An 18,444-nucleotide genomic window follows, 5' to 3' on the forward strand; every position below is an offset into this window, starting at 1 on the left:
AGTCTTAGAAATATATCAACCGGAACTGGCAATATATCAACGAGTTTTAGTAATATATCAACGGCCAATAGCAATATATCAACGGAGTTCACAACTTTATCAATATAGTTCACATAGTGTTCGTACGGACCCAACATATTTTGTTCGCATTATATCCATCTCCCGCCGCTTAATTCAATAAATGTTTGTACCCATCCATGAAAACATGGCCAGCAAAGTAAAGGAAAATGATCGCTGCAATAAATGAAAAGATATTAAGTATTTTTGGGCCAACTATATGCTCGGCTTTTTTCACAACGACCGGTAAAAAAAGTGACCATAATATGTTAAATAAAAAGAAACCACCAAAAAAGAAAAAGATATCTGTTTTAGAGTGGTTATTGATCGTTGCAGAAATGATACTCCCCCCAACAGTTGCAAACCAAATAAAACCAGATGGGGATGAAGCTGTTAAGGCAAATCCTTTGAAGTAATGTTTAAAAAGGGATCCTTTTTCAATACTATCATCTGCTTCTAAGTTTAAGTTTCTTTCTCTAAACGCATCCTTGAACATGAGATACGTCATATATACAAGGACTAGTGTACCACCTACCCAAAGTGTATATTTAACGTATATATTATTCAGTAAAAGGGATAGCCCTAAAAGTGATAAAATTGCATAAAGCATGTCTGAAGTCGTCGCGCCTAACCCCATATAAATACCAGGGGTAACACCTTTCGTTAAACTCGTTTGTATAACAGCGACATTTGCAACACCTATATCAAAGCATAGCGATGCAGATAGAACAAATCCAACCATAAAAAGTTCCATTATACTAATTCTCCTATATTTAAACATTTAAATGTATATTATATAGCTTGTGAGAATCTTTTAATATAGTTTTTTACTCTCTTAATTTTCTTTTCCATAACAAAAACAAACCCCCTTAAGGAAATATAATTACCTTTTGGGGGTTCTTCATCTATAAGTAATCTTTAACCTCAAAATTCTCCCTTAACCAAGTCCACGAACCGATAATCCACCGTCACTAGAAATAACTTCTCCAGTAATAGCACGTGACTGATCTGAAGCTAAAAGTACATATGCTGCAACATGATCTTCAGGCATTTGTGCTAGTTGGAGTGGATTTCGTCTTTTTATATTGCTTGCTTTTGTTTCATTATCGACGGATTTAGTAAAATTACGTAAAGGTGGGATTACTGTTAGTGCTGTTAAAGTCCCTCCTGGAGCTACTGCATTTACTCGAATATCTGGTGCTAGTTCGAATGCAAGTTGACGCATTAAACCGATTTGAGCATGCTTACTTGCCGTGTACCAAACGCCACCGCCGTCTGGGTAGAAGCTTGCACCTGATACCGTGAAAATAATATTACCGTTTGTTTTTTGTAATTCTTCTAGCGCTGCTTTTGCACCGAAAAATGATCCTTTTACATTTATATTTAAAAGAAAATCATATGCTTCTGAGAGTGCCTCAGGTGTTACGTCTGCAAATTTAGCGAATCCATCGAAAACGCCAGCATTTGCAATAAAGACATCTAGTTTACCGAACTGTTCAACAGTAGCTTTTACAGCTCGTTCATTGTCTTCGTATTTGCTTACGTCACCTTGAATAATTAGGAGATTATCATTAAATTCTTCTTTCATTTGCTCGAGTGTTTCAAGTGAGCGACCTATAATACTTACCTTTGCTCCTTCTTGAATGAAACGTCTTGTAACAGCTGCACCTATTCCTGATGCGCCGCCTGTAACTAACACAACTTTATCTTTTAATAACATAACTTAGCCTCCTCTATTAAACAAAGATTGCAAGATTTCTAGTATTAATGGTTGTCTGGTCTACAATAAATTCCCGCTTGGAAAGCTTCCATTTCCCATCTTCATATGTAAACTCGTCATTGCGTTCTCCTGAAATTAGATCATGATGAATATCTGTGCTGCGGCTTCGATAAATAAGTAAATAGCTCTTAACTACTGCCTTTTCTTCTTTAACTAGCTCTTTTACGCTCACATTGCTTACAAAACGGCGGGTTCTTGAAGGAGGAATTTCCGCCCATGCATAATCAGTTTTCAATCGGTCAACTCGAAGCTTTAATAGTTCGATATCATCATTAAACGTAAACATCTCTGTTGAATAATCCGGGCGTTCAGTTCCTTCTTTATTAACGCGCACAGGCATTTGATAGACTAAATTTGAGTGCATTAAGCGAAACCAATCATCAAATTCAATATCATCAAGTAATTGCGCTTCATCAATTAGCCATTGTTCAAACTCTAATTTTGCTAATAATTTTTCAGTATTCATTTTCCTTCCTCCCCCCTTTATTACTTTGTCATTAATTCAAGCCAGTACTTATAGAAATTACGTTGGCTTGCTTCTGTAAATTTATCGTCATAAGCTACACCTGGGCCGATAAAGTCGACAGGCTCACGATGTAGTCCCATTGTATAGTTATAAGTCAAATTCTTTTGAAATGGCATCGGACCTTGGGCTGCTTCTGTAATGTCCGTAAACACTTCAGTATCATCTTGTTCAAAAATACCAGATGGACTAAATGTTAAGATAAAAGAATCTCTTGATCGATTCTTCCAATCCTGTGAAGCATTTTTCTCTACTAGTAACCACGCAATTACTTCCATCTTATTGTGGCTAATTGGTCTCCACATTCTAATTGAAGTATTCGAAATTAATTCGCCCTTAATTTTTGTGTGAGATATTAAAAATGACATGTTTGGAAATGCATTTCCAATCATATTTTTCAAGTTTGATAACACTGCATATTGTTCCTCTGATAAATTACTTTTATATTCATCTTTCAATTCTTCAGGGAAAGCAAAGTCCGGGTTCGGTGTACCAAGGTTTAATCCGTGTCCGTTTTCCGTATGGATTTGGAAACCACGCTTCGAGTATGTTGCATTTGGTACCATACCTAATTTGGCAATTGACCCGTGAGTAACCATTGTATGGTAAGAATCACCTACAAAGTTATCAGAACCGACCTTCCAGTTTGATTTCACAATAAAACGTTGCGGAGCTCCAATTACTTCCATCTCAGCACGGCCCACTACAATATCTAAATACCACTTAAAATCACCGAGGAACTCTTCAAGAGGTTCTGCATTTTCATCCCAATTTCCAAATATAAGTCCTTTGTATGATTCTAGCTTTACTTGGTGAAGACCCATTTTAGTTCGGTCAAGTCGATCTCCATAAATATCTTTTTGAAGTGGAACACCAACTAGTTCGCCTGTATTTTTAAAGTTAAATCCATGATATGGACATGTAAATAAAGTCTTGTTTCCTTTGTCAGCTCTACATAGCTTCATACCACGGTGAGTACACATATTGTAAAATGCATTGATTTCTCCATTACTATCTCGTGAGATAATGATCGAGTAGCCTGCAAGTTCACGTGTCATAAAGTCACCGGAATTTGGAACTTCAGATTCATGACCAAGAAAAACCCATGTTTTTAAAAATACTTTTTCATGCTCTAACTCGTAAACTGCTTTGTCTCCTAGAAGATATGCAGGGATGCTTCCTTCATCTGGTTTGACCGTTTCGGATAAGTAATTTACTAGTTGCTCTTTTGACAATTCATCTAAAGTTTTCTCTGTTATAATCACGCTCGCACTCTCCCTTCATATTTCAATTACCCGACTTGTACATAGTTATCTTTATTTTGTAATTTCGCCAAAACGCTTAACGCTGCTAAATAACTTGTTTTAGGATTATTTGGCATCGGATCATTTTCAATCTCAAGTTTTAGTTTCCCGAACGCACCAGAAGCTTCAATTGTATGGCTATTTTTTATCACACTCGGGTCAGCAATGATTTTTACTTTCGTATTGTTAGAGCCTAGTCCTGCTAATGATAATACGATTGCTACATTTATATTTTTCGGGTAAAGTTTGATCGCTTCAGCTGCAGAACCTTCAAATAAAATCGTTTCTTTTTCTAATGGCTCTCCGGATAATGCTCCAGGTGGTTTTCTAGTTGTAATTGAAACGGTGTTTAAACCATTTACAGCTTTTGCTGACTTTAAAATATCTAAGCCTCCGATTGCTCCTGAAGGTAAGTAAACGTTTACGCCTTTTCGAATACAAACCTCTCGAACTTTGTCTTCAAAAGAAGAATCAGCCATTACGCCAATACTACTTAGTAATAGATCTTTTCCAGACTCAAGAACTTTTATAGCGTACACCTCTGCCGCTTCAACTGTCGCAGCTTCAATGACTAAATCTACATCAGAATGAAGGAGAGCTTCTACATCTGTAAAAGCTTCTGTTTCAAAATCTTTAGCCAATTGAACCGCTGATTCTTCACAGCGTGTATAAATTGAAACAATCTTTCCGCCAGGTAACATGCCGTCTTTATTAATTGCTTGAAGAAGAAATTGACCAATGTTACCACACCCGATTAGACCTAGTTTCATGTCTATTCACCATCCTCAATTTGCAAATCCATATGAATCTGCAAAGAATTCCAATCCACAGTGTCTTGTTTCTCTTGATACACCACTTTCTTTTAACCCAGGGAAATCCAGTGCTAAATCGCTAAAGATGGTGTGATTATTATGAAAAACTGCTCCTGCTTCTAAACGATCTGCCATTTCAACTGCCAATTCTTCATTCTCAGTCCAAACAGATGCCCTTAAACCAAATTCACTATCATTTGCTAGTTTGATTGCTTCGTCAATCGTTGAAAAAGGTAAAATAGGAATGACTGGTCCAAATTGCTCTGCACGAACGATCTCACTTTGCTGGTCAACCCCTGTTACGATTGTTGGTAAGATGTAATATCCTTGTTCCCACATTTCAGGATTCAGTTGAATTCCGGCTGTTATTACATTTGCGCCTTCTTTTTCAGCACGTTCAATTAATGCATTTACATAATCATATTGAGCTTTATTATTTAATGGACCCATTGTTACATCAGGTTGAATACCATCCCCTACAACAATTCGCTCAAATTCTTTCTTTAATTTTTTTACAACTTCAACATATCTAGATTCATGTACATATACACGTTTAATAGCCGAACAAACTTGGCCAGCCGCTCGTAAAATACTCATTCTTAATCGTGTAATCGCTTCGTCATCTAAGCTAGCATCCTCTAAAATAATTGCCGGGTCATTTCCACCAAGCTCCATATAGACTTTTTGAAGATTTCCAGCAGATTTCTTCATAATATCTTTACCTGTCTGTGTACTTCCGACAAAGGCAATTGTACGAACTCGTGAATCAGAACAAAGTTTATCGCCAATCACTTTCCCTGAACCTGTTACAATATTAATAACGCCAGGTGGAAAATGTTCAGCCACTACTTTTAAACAAGTCATAATTGTTAGTGGACAATTTGTCGCTGGTTTTACAACAACTGTATTCCCTGCTAAAACTGCTGGGATTACACGCTTAAATGTTAAAATCATTGGCGAATTCCAAGGAGTAATGACTGCTGCAACTCCTCTTGCTCTTCTTCTTACTTGAACTTTTTGATTGCCTGGAAGTAACTCTGGATTCCACCATTTAAGTAGTTCATCTGCTCCACCATTCATTACTTCAACACAGCGTAATAAGTCTTTCTTTGCTTCTACAAGTGTTTTTCCATTTTCACGTACAAATAACGAAACATTTTCTTCAATGATTTTAGAAAGTTCCTTCGCTGCGTTTTTCATTCTTTCTACACGATCTTGAACTTCACTTTGCGACCAAGATTCAAATGCTTTCGATGCTGAATCAATAGCTTCATTTACGATTTCCTCTGTACATAACGCAACTGTGCCGATTACTTCCGACTTATTTGCGGGATTAATAATATTAGCCGTTTCATTTATTTCTTTCCATTCACCATTTATGAGATATCTTCCTGATACAACCGGATATGTCGAAATCATATTGAATCTCCTTTATAATTTTTTTGGCTTAAAGCTTTCTGCTGCTCCTGGAGGTCCACCGAATGGTATTGCCATCGGGCCAACTGCTTCCATATCGACAACGATCATTGTTGGTCTTCTTCTTTCAGTTGCCTTCTTTATTTCATTCACAAATTCGTCTCCTGAACCAATACGTGCTGCATCAAAATGCATTGACTCAGCTAGTTTTACAAAATCTGGACTTAATAAATTCACTGCTACTTGTCGTCCGTATGCTGCTTCTTGAATATTTCGAAGTACGCCATAACCAGAATCATCAAATAACACGATAATAATTGGTAGACTTTCTTCAGCTGCAGTCACCATTTCACCTACGTTAACCATAAATCCACCATCACCGGCCATTAGTACGACTGTTTGATGAGGACGACCCACTTGTGCACCAATAGCAGTAGGAAGACCTTGACCGATTCCTCCACCAGATGCGTGAATAGATGTTCTAGGTTCGTAAATATCGAATATTCTACTTCCCCATACATTTGCCTGTACTGTAACATCTCGAACTAAAATTGTATCTCTCGGTAAAACTTCTCTCATTCCATCTACAAATTGCTCAAATGGACCAAGTGTTTTACGAAGTTGTCCTCGTACTTCATTTCTTAAGCCGCGTACTTCCTCTATATAAGAAGGTAAAACCGAAATAGATTTTTCATCGATTTTATTAATTAGAGCAGACAAGATATCTTTTGCATCTCCAACTAAACCAACTGTCGCTTTATAGTTACGATTAATTGCATTAAAATCTGCATCAATCGAAATATGTTCTTCAGGGACAGTTACTTTCCAGTTTGAAGTTTCGTTTCCTCTGAAGCGTACTCCTACACTGATTAATAAATCTGCATTTCTCAAAAACTCTTTAGTAGACTCATTGGCTGCAAAATGACCGATACATTGCTCGTGATTTTCTGGTATCGAGCCTTTTCCTGACTGACTAGTAATAACAGCTGCGCCAAGAATTTCTGCTAAATTTGTTAACTCTTTTGACGCATTAGCAGAAATCACACCGCCACCAGCCCAAATAACTGGACGACGTGCTTCCAAAATTTTTGATATTGCTGTTTCCGGTATAACAGTTGTTAATTGCTGCTTATAAACTTCCACTTGCACTTTCTCGATCGAAACATCCTCGATTATCGCTGATTGAAAGTCGATTGGGATTTCTAATGAAACAGGTCCCGTTGGCGCAGTTAATGCTTCTTCAATTGCTTTTCTTACTACTCCTGCTGTTTGATCTGGTCTTCTTAGTCTTACAGCATTTTTACATGCTCCACTCATCATTGATAATTGGTCTTTACACTCATGTATATATCCTTTACCAGTTCCAAGATAAGGTGATGCTACTTCTCCAGTCAGATGAAGAAGAGGTACTCCAGCCGCCCAAGCTTCTACTAATGAACCAGCTGCATTTCCTGCTCCTGTTCCTGTGCTAGTAATGACAACACCTAATTTTCCTGTCGCACGTGCATAACCATCAGCCATGTTTACTGCTCCGCTTTCACCGCGTGAACAAATTAATTTAATACTTCCATCCCTAAGGATCGCGTCATAGATTGGCATATTATGAATACTTACAATCCCAAAAGCGACTTCTACTCCAGCTTGAACTAGCTCTTTTACAACGGCATCCGCAGTAGTAAATACGATTTCATCTTGTTTTTTCATCTTAGTATCCTACCTTTGTCTAATAAATTATTTAAAGTGCTTTACCGATTGCACCTGCAGTTTCAATTGTTGAACCGGCTACATAGCTCGCTTTGTCTGAAGCAAGAAACACTATTACACTAGCAACTTCTTCTGCTTCGCCTACACGACCTAGTGGAATATTTCGTTTTATCGCAAGATCTCTATAATATTCTTCAGGATCCATATCAGGAGCATTTTTCAATCTTCTTCGCTCCCATTGATCTGTTCGAATTAAACCAAGACTTACTGAATTTACTAAAATATTGTCTGATGCTAATTCTTGAGACAATGTTTTACTTAAATTTAAAAGTCCTGCACGAGTAGCTGCTGTTGCAACCATATGACGTTCAGGCTCTTTTGCAAGAGTTGCATTTATATTAATAATTCGTCCTCCTCCTCTTTTCACTAAATGAGGATGAACTGCACGAACTGCATAAATAATTGCAAAATATTTTAACTGAATTTGTTCTTGCCACTGTTCATCTGTAATATCGAAAAAATACCCCATTACACTTTGACCAGCTGCGTTTACTAAAGTATCAATTCCACCAAACTTTTCTGCAGTTTGTTGTATAAATGCATTAACGTCTTCTTTTGATGTAACATCACAAGTCGAAGCAAATATATCTTCCCTGTCACCATATGAGAGTAAATGATTTAAAGCTTGATCTGCGCGCTCTTTGCTTCTACCACAAATCGCTACTTTAGCGCCTTCACCTAAAAATAATTCCGCTGTCTTTAGTCCAACACCAGAAGTTCCACCCATAATGACTGCAACTTTTCCGTTTAAACCTAAATCCATTCTCGTCACCCCTTTTCATAGCCACTTCATTTTATGCTTTTAGTTCCGAATGCTTATTTTAAAATTATGAACGTACTTTAACTTCTGTATCGACCCAACCGGTATCTGGTTCTCCGCCCATCGCTTTACGAGCTTCTGGCTTCGGTGGGCCAGCAATTCCCCATTGATCCATTAAATGTGGCACACGTTTCCATACACGTGCTTTCCATTCAGCCTCATCTTCAATCGTCTCAAGATAGCATGTGTATTCCATGACAAATCCACCAAGATCTTGAAAATAACAGAAGATATTATTACCAGGACCATGTCGACCTGGACCCCATAGCTCACTTAGTCCGGCCTTTCTAACATTACTAATGCCGCGCATTAGTTCATCCACCGAATCAACCTCGTAAGCAATATGATTCACTGAAGCGTGTGCATCTTGGTTGAATGCAATCGAGTGATGTTTTCGGTTGCACCTTAAGAATGACATTTGGTGCTCGCTCCAGTCTGTTACTTTAAAGCCAAGTACATCTGTATAAAACTCGACGATCATATCTAAATCTTTTGTGTTCATGACTACATGGTTTAATTTCACCGGGTCAACGTTTTTATTGTTCCAAATGGACGTTTGGACCTCTACCCAAGCAGAAAGCTCAATTACGCGGTTTTCCGGATCAACAAATCGAAGTCCGTATCCACCACCAGCTTCGTCTAAATAACCTGGCTCTTCGATGATATGTATACCTTTTGAATGTAAGATTTCCGCTGCACGATCGACTGCATTTTTATCAACCATTCCAAATGCGATATGATGTAAACCAGCTTTTTCTCCTTTTCGAAGGCTTAGAATATGATGTTCAGGACCTGCCCCTCGAAAATAAGCAATATGATTGTCTTCTGTTGCATCTACACGATCTAAACCCCAAACTTTTTCGTAAAATTTTACTTGTTCCTCAAAGTTTGGTGTGATCAAACTGATATGCCTTAAATGAGTAATTCCTAGCATCAACAATCCCTCCCACTAATTTGATAACGATCTATATTAAGCGCTTTCTTTTCTACTCTATTGAAAAAGGCAGCTGCAATTTATCCAAAATGCAGCTGACCCTTTTTTAATTCTTTTAATTAACCTTTGATGATTGCTTCTCTTTCTTTAGCACGTTGTTTACGAAGATCTTCAAGAGCGCTACCTTCTGGATATGTTGGAAGGTTTGGTTTTACTGCACCAAGCATAACTAACATACGAGCTTCAGTATCTCCATCATTTCGAATGCCACGATGAACTCCAGGAGGTGAACTGATGCAATCTCTAGCATTTAATTTAATTTCATGTACTACGTCTTTACCAACTTCTTGAATTAAAGCTGTAACTTCTCCTTCAAGAATGAAGAACACTTCTTCTACATCATCGTGAAGATGTAAAGGTCCAATGCAGCCAGGAGGTAGAACCATTGTACTTAATGTAAAATGTTCTGCTGCAACTACATTTGAGTCATTATTCGCTGTCGCACCGCGTCCAATATAACGCATTTGAGCGCGTTTATATCTAGGATCAATTTCCTCTTGAAACTTTAATACATTCCAATCAAGCGTACGGTCTTCTAAGCGAGCCACATATTTTTTTTCAAATTCTTTAACTGAAAAAGTTTCATTTGTCATTTTAAAAATCCTCCCTGTGATTTGGTCTTTTTTTAAACAAAATGTTTTGTATTTTTGAATCATTGTGTTTCATATACAAAACAGTGTTTTATCTATAAAATAATTTTAGAATGGAATTTCTTCCATGTCAACATAGTTTTTAGAAAATTTTGATATGTCACAAAAGTAATACATTACAAAAATATTGTATTTACAAGGTTTATAACTAGTTTTTTGAGCAAAAAAAATATGGATTCCCATTGTGTAGGAATCCATATTTATAACTTTAACGATATGACTCAAGTTGAAACTCTGCCATTGTAACCCATATAGTTTGATAGTAAAACAGAGACATCTAGTAGTTTAGGCAATGCAACTTTATTCATAAAATCTTCCTGATAAGACAATTCTGTTGCTACGATGTTTAGGGCAGCTAAGACCTTTCCAGTTCTACCGTAAATTGGGGCAGCGATCGAATGAATGCCTTGATGGAACTCCCCACTAGTTATAGAGTAGCCATTTTTTCGTATATTTTCTAATTGCTCCATAAACTCACCAGGAGTCGTCAACGTTTTATCTGTATATGGTGTTAAACTTGAAACTTGGAATAGTTGCATAAGACTTTCTTTTGGTTCGTACGCAAGAAGTAGTTTTCCATTTGCTGTTGCATGTGCTGGTAGTCTTAAACCAATGTTCACATTGACTGCTGATACACCTCTAACTGGCGCACTACCTACGTAAACAACTTCATGTCCATCTAAGATCGACAAATGACAAGATGCTCCGATTTCATCACGCAATGACTCCATATAAGGTTGTGCAATTTCAGGTATTTTCAAGCTATTTATATAACTAAACCCTAATTCTAGAACCTTTGGAGTTAGCGAATATTGCTTCGTATTTTCATCCTGTGTTAAATATCCAATCGACTGAAGTGTATAAAGTAGACGATAAGGTACTGTTCTGCTTACCCCTAGCTTTTTTGCAATCTCAGAAAGTGACAAACTAGGATGTTCCTCATTAAAAAGCTTAATAATTTCTAAACCTCTTACTAATGAATTTGCGCTATATTTTTCTTTCTCTACATTATCCATCGAGCAAACCTCTCCTAATACATATTATCGCAACTATTAAATCTATTTTATATTATTGACCATTTGGTTGTTTCTTTAAAAAGTCTACCACGAATTGATTAAATAGTTTAGGGTCTTCTTGATAGCATAAATGCCCTGTATTCGGAACAATAGCAAATTCTGAGTTTGGAATCAACTCATGAAATATTTGTGATTCACTTACTGGTGTTACTTGATCTAATTCCCCACACATAACAAGCGTTGGGACAGATATTGAAGATAGAATCTCCATTTGGTTTAAGTTCGATAAAGAGTAGGAAACGGAGCGATAACCAGAAGGACGTACTTGTGACATGATGCGCTCAGCTTCTTTTACAACCTCATCCGATGCATTCGGAGATAATAATGCTCTTACTCTCTTTTTAGCTAGTTCACTTGGTTCTAGATGATCAATAGAGTTTAATCTATTTTGAAGTTTTTGTTCATTATCTTCTTTAGTTAGTCCCGCTGCTCCTCGTGTTGCGTCTGAAATGATTAGTGAATTAACCATCTGCGGAAAACGGCTCGTAAAATCGATTGCAATAGCTGAACCCATTGAATGGCCTAGTAAATTGATAGATTCTAGCCCTAGACTATCCAAAAATTCTTTTAAGACATTCGCAAACTGGGAAAATTCACGAAACTCCTCTTTTAAATCGGAACTCCCACCATAGCCTGGAGCATCCCAAACAATCACTCGAGAATACTCACTCAGTTGGTTTAATTGATGCTTCCATGACTGAGAATTGTTTCCCAATCCATGTAGTATGACTAATGCTTGTCCCTTACCTGACTCTTGATAATGAATTGATAAATCATTTAAATGACTAATTGGCATCCACAGTACCTCCGCTCTATTTTCTCTACACAAAGTCTACTAAATTGATTAATCCATGAGGATTTAAAAACAATGTGTTTCATATAAAAAACATGTTTTTCAAATTGAATTATAGATTTGTCAGAATTTATTGTCAATAATTCTATTTTTCTCAAATCTGAAAAAAGCTGGTTTAATGTTAGTTGAATACAAAAATTGGAAAATATTTTTAATGAATTCTTAATTGACAAACTTTTCTAATTATTTTATCTTTAAAAGAGTTTCATCTCATAAAAATGAAACACTGTTTTATATTTAAAACAAAAAAACTAAAAGGAGTTGATAATTAAGGTTGAGCCAAAATAAAAACGTGAAGTCTCAAAACATATTGTTTGAACTTCAAATCTGCTAGGTAAACGTTGATTCTGCTTTTTCCTTCCAAATTTTTAACGAAATTAACTGATTTTAAAGGAGAGAGAACTTTAATGCTAAAAAGTCAAAAAAGATGGTTTTTAATTGCTTTACCAATCTTTTTCTTTTGGTTCTTCGGACAAATTGATAAGGTAGGCATCTCAGTCATACAAACAGATCCAGGATTCTTAAAAGCACTCGGTATGACGGGCATTGACAAAAATGCAAAAATTGGACTTCTTTCATTTGTTTTTACGATCGCTTATGGAATTTCGAATCTTTTTTGGGGATTCATCATTGATAAATTTGGTGCGAGAAAAACGGCTATAGCTGGATTATTTGTTTGGTCTCTTACTATGTTTTCGTCTGGTCTCTCCACTACATATGAAGCATTTATTATAAGTCGCATTATTCTCGGATTTTCAGAAGGGATGATGATTCCTGTTTCGGGAAAATTTATTTCGGCTTGGTTCAACAAACGCGAATTGGGACGTGCTCAAGCATCTTGGCTTACAGGTAACTATTTAGGACCAGCGATTGGCGCAGTCATATTAGTCCTTGTTATTTCATCACTTCATTGGCATGCAGCTTTCTTTATACTAGCTGGATTTAACCTAGTCATTAATATACCTATGTTTATTTTTCTTACAAGAAATACACCTGAAGAACATCAGTGGGTTAGTAATGAAGAACTGGCTTTAATCCGACGTCCAGTTGATTTTGAAGAACAAGAAAAAGGTTCAAATGAGAATAAAAATTTTATTCAAGACTATCGCTTCTGGATTGTTTGGTTTGGCATGTTAGTCTGCTCTTTCCTTTTCTTCGGAATAAGCATTTGGCTACCAACGTATTTGATCGAGGCAAAAGGATTTGCGCGTGAAGGTATGACAAGCATCACTTCTCTATCATGGTTATTTGCACTTGGCTTTGTTCTCCTATGTGGCTTTCTTGCAGATAAAACAAGACGCCCAAGCTTAATGGCGGCAATACTATTCTCACTGACGGTCATCTTTTTAACTACAGCAGTCTTTGTTCCAAATGCAATAATAGCAGGAGTTTGCATGGGGCTAGCAATGGGATGCCAAGGTGGTGTCTTCCATCTAAGTAATATGTTCTTAGTAAAATATTCAACACAAGAAACCGCTGGTCGCGCAGCAGGTTTAATCGGATTTACAAACTTAATGGGTGGATTTTCTAGCTATATCATGGGATGGTTACGCGATTCATCAGGTGGTAGCTTCACTACTTCAATTTTCATGTTAATTATCACAGCTCTTCTAGGTTTGATCGCATATTCATTTTCTATTAAAGAAGAAGCAACTGAATTACGTGCTGTTCCACTTCCTCCACAGAAAATAAACGCTTAATTTTTTCAGTTTTTTGAAAACGCTTTACTTATTGTACTACTAGTAAAAGGGGCTGTCTCATCAGTTTGGGGAACTGATGAATCTGCGCCTCTTTTTCTATTTGTAGAATAAATGATTTTTTGCGGAGTATTCGAGTGGTTTTTAAACATCGTTGGAGAATTTTTAATGCCTTAAACTATTAGTAGAGGGGTATCGCGGTGTTTCATTTGTAATTGATATTACGACCTATTTTTATAGATAACTAGCCGATTTCATCGTTTTTTATGTTCGATTTAGAAAGAATTATGGATAGCTTGCAGCTTTCCCTTTAAAATAAGCCGATTTTATATAATTATGAAGTCAATATACCCTAACCGGTATGGGTGCTTTTTTATCTTAATTGCGATTCTCCGATTTTATTTGCGATTCTTGAAATTTATTTGCGATTCCACGATTTTATTTGCGATTCTTAAAATTTAATTGCGATTCCACGATTTTATTTGCGATTCTTGAAATTTATTTGCGATTCCACGATTTTATTTGCGATTCTCGATATTTATTTGCAGTTGGCTGTTTTATTTGCAACTTCATCTTATTTAATTGCACTATTAGACCTCTTATTTACGATCCCTCAATTCTTATTTCGCCATTACTCATTTTACCCAATCAATATAAAGAGACCTTTCACTCAAATTCTTACTATTAGAATAGAAATAAGACATTTATCTTCCCCTTACTATTTTTTCTTAATAAAGAACAAAAATATGTTGAACTTTCCCTTTAGATGATAAAATTTAATTATTAAAATTTTCTAAATATTTTCTAATAAAACCGTTAACAACCATTAATTGATAAGTAGGGATCGTATACTCAATACTTACTAAATTCTTTATACTCATCTCAGGATCAGTAAAGAATAAAATATTTTAGGAGGGTTCTTATATGTTTGAGGTGATATTCGTAGGTATCGTTCTGCTTATAATTGCAGGACTAGCATTTTTTAAACCTGAAGTGATTTGGTTCATTACCGAAAGTTGGAAATCCTCAGTTGGTTCAGAACCATCTGATTTCTATTTAATAACTACACGTATTGGTGGAGTAATCCTCTTAATAGTTGCTCTTATTTTGCTTATCCCAGGAATTTATTATAGTTTAACATAACTACAAGAATAATATGTTCTGAATAAAAACAGCGACCATCATTTAGACAGCCGCTGTTTATTAATTTGCTCTAAACTAGGGTGAACGTAAGGGGTTCATTGGAAACTTAAATCCCGACTCCCAATCTTCCGCCCGCATACCGTCTGTTCCTTAACAGATAATATATTCCCTAAAGTGATATTCTCTTTTATTTCTTATCTAAATCAATCTTAGTTCCAGCGCGGACAGTCCAGGAAGGATTTTTACCTATTTTATCCCCTTCCTTTACTCCTTTAAGGATAGCAACATATTTTCCTTGTTTTTGGCCAATCTTGACATTTTGTTTAACTATTTTACCTTTTTTAAGCAGATACACGTATTTTGATTTCCCTGATCCTTTAACACTTGTTGCAGGTACTGATAATAAATCTTTTGACTCTACTACAACATTAAGATTTGTTTCGTAGCCAGGATATAGTTTTTCTTGTGAATCTAAAGTTGCTCTAAAAGTGTAGTATGCATCAGATTCTTTTTTTGAGTCCTTTTCTTGATCAGTGGATGTATTGTTCATAGGATAGTTACTAACCTCTGAAATACTTCCTTTCCAGTTCGTATTTCCGACAATACTTGAAGTAACTTTAATCGCTTGACCTGGTTCAATTTTTGATTTTTCTTCTTCTGTTAGTTTTCCTTCAATTTGGAAAGGTTCATTTGAAGCAATTTGCATAATTGAAATTTGTTGTTTGTCTGTTGCTTTAAAGCCTTGACCAATGTCTTTGTTCAAGTTAAGTACGACACCTTCATTATTGCTATTAACAGTTAATGCTCCTTGTTGTGCTTTTAATTTTTCAGCTTCAAGTGTGTATTGTTCTACTTTTAATTCTGCTGCATTTAATTCTTCTTTCGCAGTATTTAATTCAGCTTGAAGTGTTTGAATTATTGCTGCATTAGTTGTAGTATCAGTTTTATCTGTTGATTTATCTGTTGATTTATTTTCATCAGTTGTATTAGACTCAGTCTCCGTGCTTGCGCTTTGAATGTCTTGTTCTAGCGAAGAAACTTGTTCTTTTTTCTGAGTAACGCTAGTTTCTGCTAGTTTCTTATTAACTTCAGCTTGTCCAAGTTCAGCTGCTAGAGTAGTATTTTCATAAGAAAAAAGTTTTTGTCCTTTAGTGACTGTGTCTCCCTCTTTTACGAAAATTTCATTTATAGATCCTTTAGCTGGATTTACATAAATTGTATCAGTATGACTTTGAACTACGCGACCGGACACAGTTTCAGTCTTTGTAAAACTTTTAACTGCTGGACTGATAAACTGTAATGTTTCTGATTTACTTTTTCTAACTTCAACTACTGTTACGCTAAGAATCACGGAAACGATTAAAAGAACAATGACTCCTATTAAAATATACTTCTTCTGGTTTGGTGTAATTATTTTTACTTGTTCTTTTTCCTCGTCAATTCTTTTCGCCGATTCCATAACTATACCCCTTCCTCATTACAAAAAAACTACTTCTCCATAGTCTATTGTCTATTTTTTTATATAGTGTTTCAAGGAGATTTTTTAGAAAATGATAAATATTTAATATGTTTTTTTTAATAATCACTTATTATTGCCATTTTGTTCATTTTAATAGGTATATTCGCTCAGTTTACTTATTTATTTGATATTTCAGAATATTTAAATTAGTATAACTGAAAAATTATTTATATTTTTTTATCTCAAATTTTAGAAGAAAAATAAGTTTAGAGACATCTAATTAAAAAGTCGCATTCCCCCTTGATACACCTATGTATTTCAGCATACATTTTAATCGGAAAAGTAAGAAATAATATACGCTCAAACAAAAATACAATATTTAAAAGATTCATACTATTATTGCGTAGTATTATTGAACTATGTTACAATACGAAATAAATCCTCAGGTAATAGGATAATTTTTCCAATATAATTAAAAAGTTTTTAACAAGAAATAGATTACTAGTATTCTAAAGTATTTATCTCTATCAATGAATTTGGGAATTAGTTAAACTCTCCCGCTTCAAATTTATTAATTACTGCACACAATTTTGTTTTACGCGCAGTTATTTACAAAAAATACAGATTATTCACAAAAAGGGGGAGTCATGAATGAATGCATTTTTTAGGAAAAAGTCTATTGAACAGCTTCAACTGGATGGGGCAAAAAACACTGGACTTAATCGCGTTTTAGGCTTATGGCAACTGACTGCCATTGGTTTAGGAGGTATTATAGGTGTTGGTATCTTCGTATTAACTGGTGTGGCAGCATCTAAACATGCTGGTCCAGCAGTACTTTTGTCTTTTATTATTGCAGGATTAGCTAGCGCTGCAGCAGCATTGTGTTATGCAGAATTTGCTGGTTTAATACCGGTGGCTGGAAGTGCCTATACTTATAGTTATGCTGTTTTGGGAGAAGGAACCGCATGGCTAATTGGATGGGATTTGTTACTTGAGTATGCACTAGTTGTCGCTGTAGTCGCGATTGGTTGGTCAGGCTATATGCAGGAGTTTTTATTACAAATAGGTGTTCACATTCCTGTATGGGCACAAGGTGCTCCTGGTTCTGGAGCAGGTCACAAAGTAGACTTAATAGCAGTTTTAGTTAGTTTTGGTATTGCAGGCTTACTTACATTAGGAACCGAAATGGGTTCAAAATTTAATTCATTAATGGTTATCATTAAATTAGGTATTATTCTTTTAGTTATTGGCGTAGGAAGCTTTCATATTAATACTGCTAACTGGCACCCATTCATGCCTTTTGGTTTCCATGGCGTAATGAGTGGAGCAGCTCTAGTATTCTTTGCTGTATTCGGTTATGACACGCTAACTACAGCAGCAGAGGAAGCAAAAAGACCGCAACGTGATTTACCACTAGCAGTCATCATATCATTAGGCGTTGCTTTATGCTTGTATGTTGCAATGTCACTTATTATTACAGGAATGGCTCCATATGAAACACTTAATAACGCAGCACCTGTAGCAAAAGCATTCAGTAATATTGGAATGAAATGGATTACTTTAATTATTTCTGCCGCTGCAATTACAGGGATTCTATCAGTATTGTTCTCATTTATGCTTGCCGGATCACGAATTTGGTTCTCAATGAGTCGTGATGGTTTATTACCAAAATGGTTTACAAAGTTACATCCAAAATATAAAACACCTTATCGTCCTACTTTACTAATTGGGTTAATTACTGCATTCGTAGCAGGCTTTACTCCAATCAATGAAGTAGCTGAGTTAGTTAATATCGGTACATTAACAGCATTTATCTTAATTTGTTCTTCAATTATTGTATTACGTGTAAAACGTCCTGATTTAAAAAGAGGATTCAAAACACCATTAGTTCCAATTATCCCACTAATCGGTATCGGGTTCTCGGCATATTTAATTGCTAGTCTTCCAAAGATTACATTTATTAGATTTATCGTATGGATGGTGATCGGACTTATTGTTTACGCGTTATATGGTAAGAAGAGAAGTGCTTTAGGGAAGGAACAACAAGATCATAAAACTAAAATAAGCTAAATTTATTTCAAAAGCTCATAACGAAT

At 35.8% G+C, this 18,444-nt stretch carries 16 protein-coding genes; 3 read left to right on the forward strand and 13 right to left on the reverse strand.

Features of this window, described 5'->3' with window-relative positions:
- Positions 1–169: 169 nt before the first annotated feature.
- The 12 genes from CN692_RS05310 to CN692_RS05365 all read right to left on the reverse strand — a co-directional run bounded on the left by CN692_RS05310 (position 170) and on the right by CN692_RS05365 (position 11,992).
- Positions 170–811 carry a LysE family translocator gene (locus tag CN692_RS05310; RefSeq protein WP_179874373.1) on the reverse strand — a complete coding sequence of 214 codons (642 nt, stop codon included), beginning with the start codon at positions 809–811 and terminating at the stop codon, positions 170–172.
- 183 nt (positions 812–994) lie between these two features.
- Positions 995–1,777, reverse strand: coding sequence for an SDR family NAD(P)-dependent oxidoreductase (locus tag CN692_RS05315; RefSeq protein WP_098118096.1), 783 nt, complete (start codon positions 1,775–1,777; stop codon positions 995–997).
- A 16-nt stretch (positions 1,778–1,793) separates the two neighbouring features.
- Positions 1,794–2,303 (reverse strand): aromatic-ring-hydroxylating dioxygenase subunit beta, encoded by a 510-nt coding sequence (locus CN692_RS05320; protein WP_098118097.1) that lies wholly within the window; start codon positions 2,301–2,303, stop codon positions 1,794–1,796.
- 20 nt (positions 2,304–2,323) lie between these two features.
- Complete coding sequence (locus tag CN692_RS05325) at positions 2,324–3,625, reverse strand: aromatic ring-hydroxylating oxygenase subunit alpha (protein WP_098118098.1); 1,302 nt, start codon at positions 3,623–3,625, stop codon at positions 2,324–2,326.
- A gap of 26 nt (positions 3,626–3,651) precedes the next feature.
- Positions 3,652–4,434: an aspartate dehydrogenase gene (nadX, locus tag CN692_RS05330; RefSeq protein ID WP_098118099.1), complete on the reverse strand. Its 783-nt coding sequence runs from the start codon at positions 4,432–4,434 to the stop codon at positions 3,652–3,654.
- 15 nt (positions 4,435–4,449) lie between these two features.
- Complete coding sequence (locus CN692_RS05335) at positions 4,450–5,895, reverse strand: aldehyde dehydrogenase family protein (protein ID WP_098118100.1); 1,446 nt, start codon at positions 5,893–5,895, stop codon at positions 4,450–4,452.
- A gap of 12 nt (positions 5,896–5,907) precedes the next feature.
- On the reverse strand, positions 5,908–7,596 hold the full coding sequence (locus tag CN692_RS05340) for a thiamine pyrophosphate-binding protein (protein WP_098118101.1): 1,689 nt from the start codon (positions 7,594–7,596) through the stop codon (positions 5,908–5,910).
- Positions 7,597–7,627: 31 nt separating this feature from the next.
- On the reverse strand, positions 7,628–8,419 hold the full coding sequence (locus CN692_RS05345) for an SDR family oxidoreductase (RefSeq protein WP_098118102.1): 792 nt from the start codon (positions 8,417–8,419) through the stop codon (positions 7,628–7,630).
- A 64-nt stretch (positions 8,420–8,483) separates the two neighbouring features.
- Positions 8,484–9,410 (reverse strand): VOC family protein, encoded by a 927-nt coding sequence (locus CN692_RS05350; RefSeq protein ID WP_098118103.1) that lies wholly within the window; start codon positions 9,408–9,410, stop codon positions 8,484–8,486.
- A 119-nt stretch (positions 9,411–9,529) separates the two neighbouring features.
- Complete coding sequence (locus CN692_RS05355; RefSeq protein WP_098118104.1) at positions 9,530–10,063, reverse strand: cupin domain-containing protein; 534 nt, start codon at positions 10,061–10,063, stop codon at positions 9,530–9,532.
- A gap of 278 nt (positions 10,064–10,341) precedes the next feature.
- Entirely contained in the window at positions 10,342–11,136 is a 795-nt protein-coding gene (locus CN692_RS05360; protein ID WP_098118105.1) for an IclR family transcriptional regulator, read from the reverse strand.
- Positions 11,137–11,188: 52 nt separating this feature from the next.
- Complete coding sequence (locus CN692_RS05365) at positions 11,189–11,992, reverse strand: alpha/beta fold hydrolase (protein ID WP_098118106.1); 804 nt, start codon at positions 11,990–11,992, stop codon at positions 11,189–11,191.
- Between the two features lie 464 nt (positions 11,993–12,456).
- Here CN692_RS05365 and CN692_RS05370 point away from each other — a divergent pair, with 464 nt between their 5' ends.
- Both CN692_RS05370 and CN692_RS05375 read left to right on the forward strand, forming a co-directional pair.
- Positions 12,457–13,749, forward strand: a complete 1,293-nt coding sequence (locus CN692_RS05370; RefSeq protein ID WP_098118107.1) for an MFS transporter — start codon at positions 12,457–12,459, stop codon at positions 13,747–13,749.
- 921 nt (positions 13,750–14,670) lie between these two features.
- Positions 14,671–14,889, forward strand: coding sequence for a DUF6199 family natural product biosynthesis protein (locus CN692_RS05375; protein ID WP_098118108.1), 219 nt, complete (start codon positions 14,671–14,673; stop codon positions 14,887–14,889).
- Positions 14,890–15,076: 187 nt separating this feature from the next.
- Here CN692_RS05375 and CN692_RS05380 read toward each other — a convergent pair whose 3' ends face one another.
- On the reverse strand, positions 15,077–16,348 hold the full coding sequence (locus CN692_RS05380) for an efflux RND transporter periplasmic adaptor subunit (protein ID WP_098118109.1): 1,272 nt from the start codon (positions 16,346–16,348) through the stop codon (positions 15,077–15,079).
- Between the two features lie 651 nt (positions 16,349–16,999).
- On the opposite strand from CN692_RS05380, the gene CN692_RS05385 reads away from it, so the two are divergent.
- The gene (locus CN692_RS05385) at positions 17,000–18,418 is read left to right on the forward strand and encodes an amino acid permease (protein ID WP_098118110.1); all 1,419 of its coding nucleotides are present in this window, start codon (positions 17,000–17,002) and stop codon (positions 18,416–18,418) included.
- Positions 18,419–18,444: the final 26 nt, after the last annotated feature.

Source organism: Bacillus sp. AFS002410, assembly GCF_002556365.1.
Taxonomy (GTDB): domain Bacteria; phylum Bacillota; class Bacilli; order Bacillales; family Bacillaceae_G; genus Gottfriedia.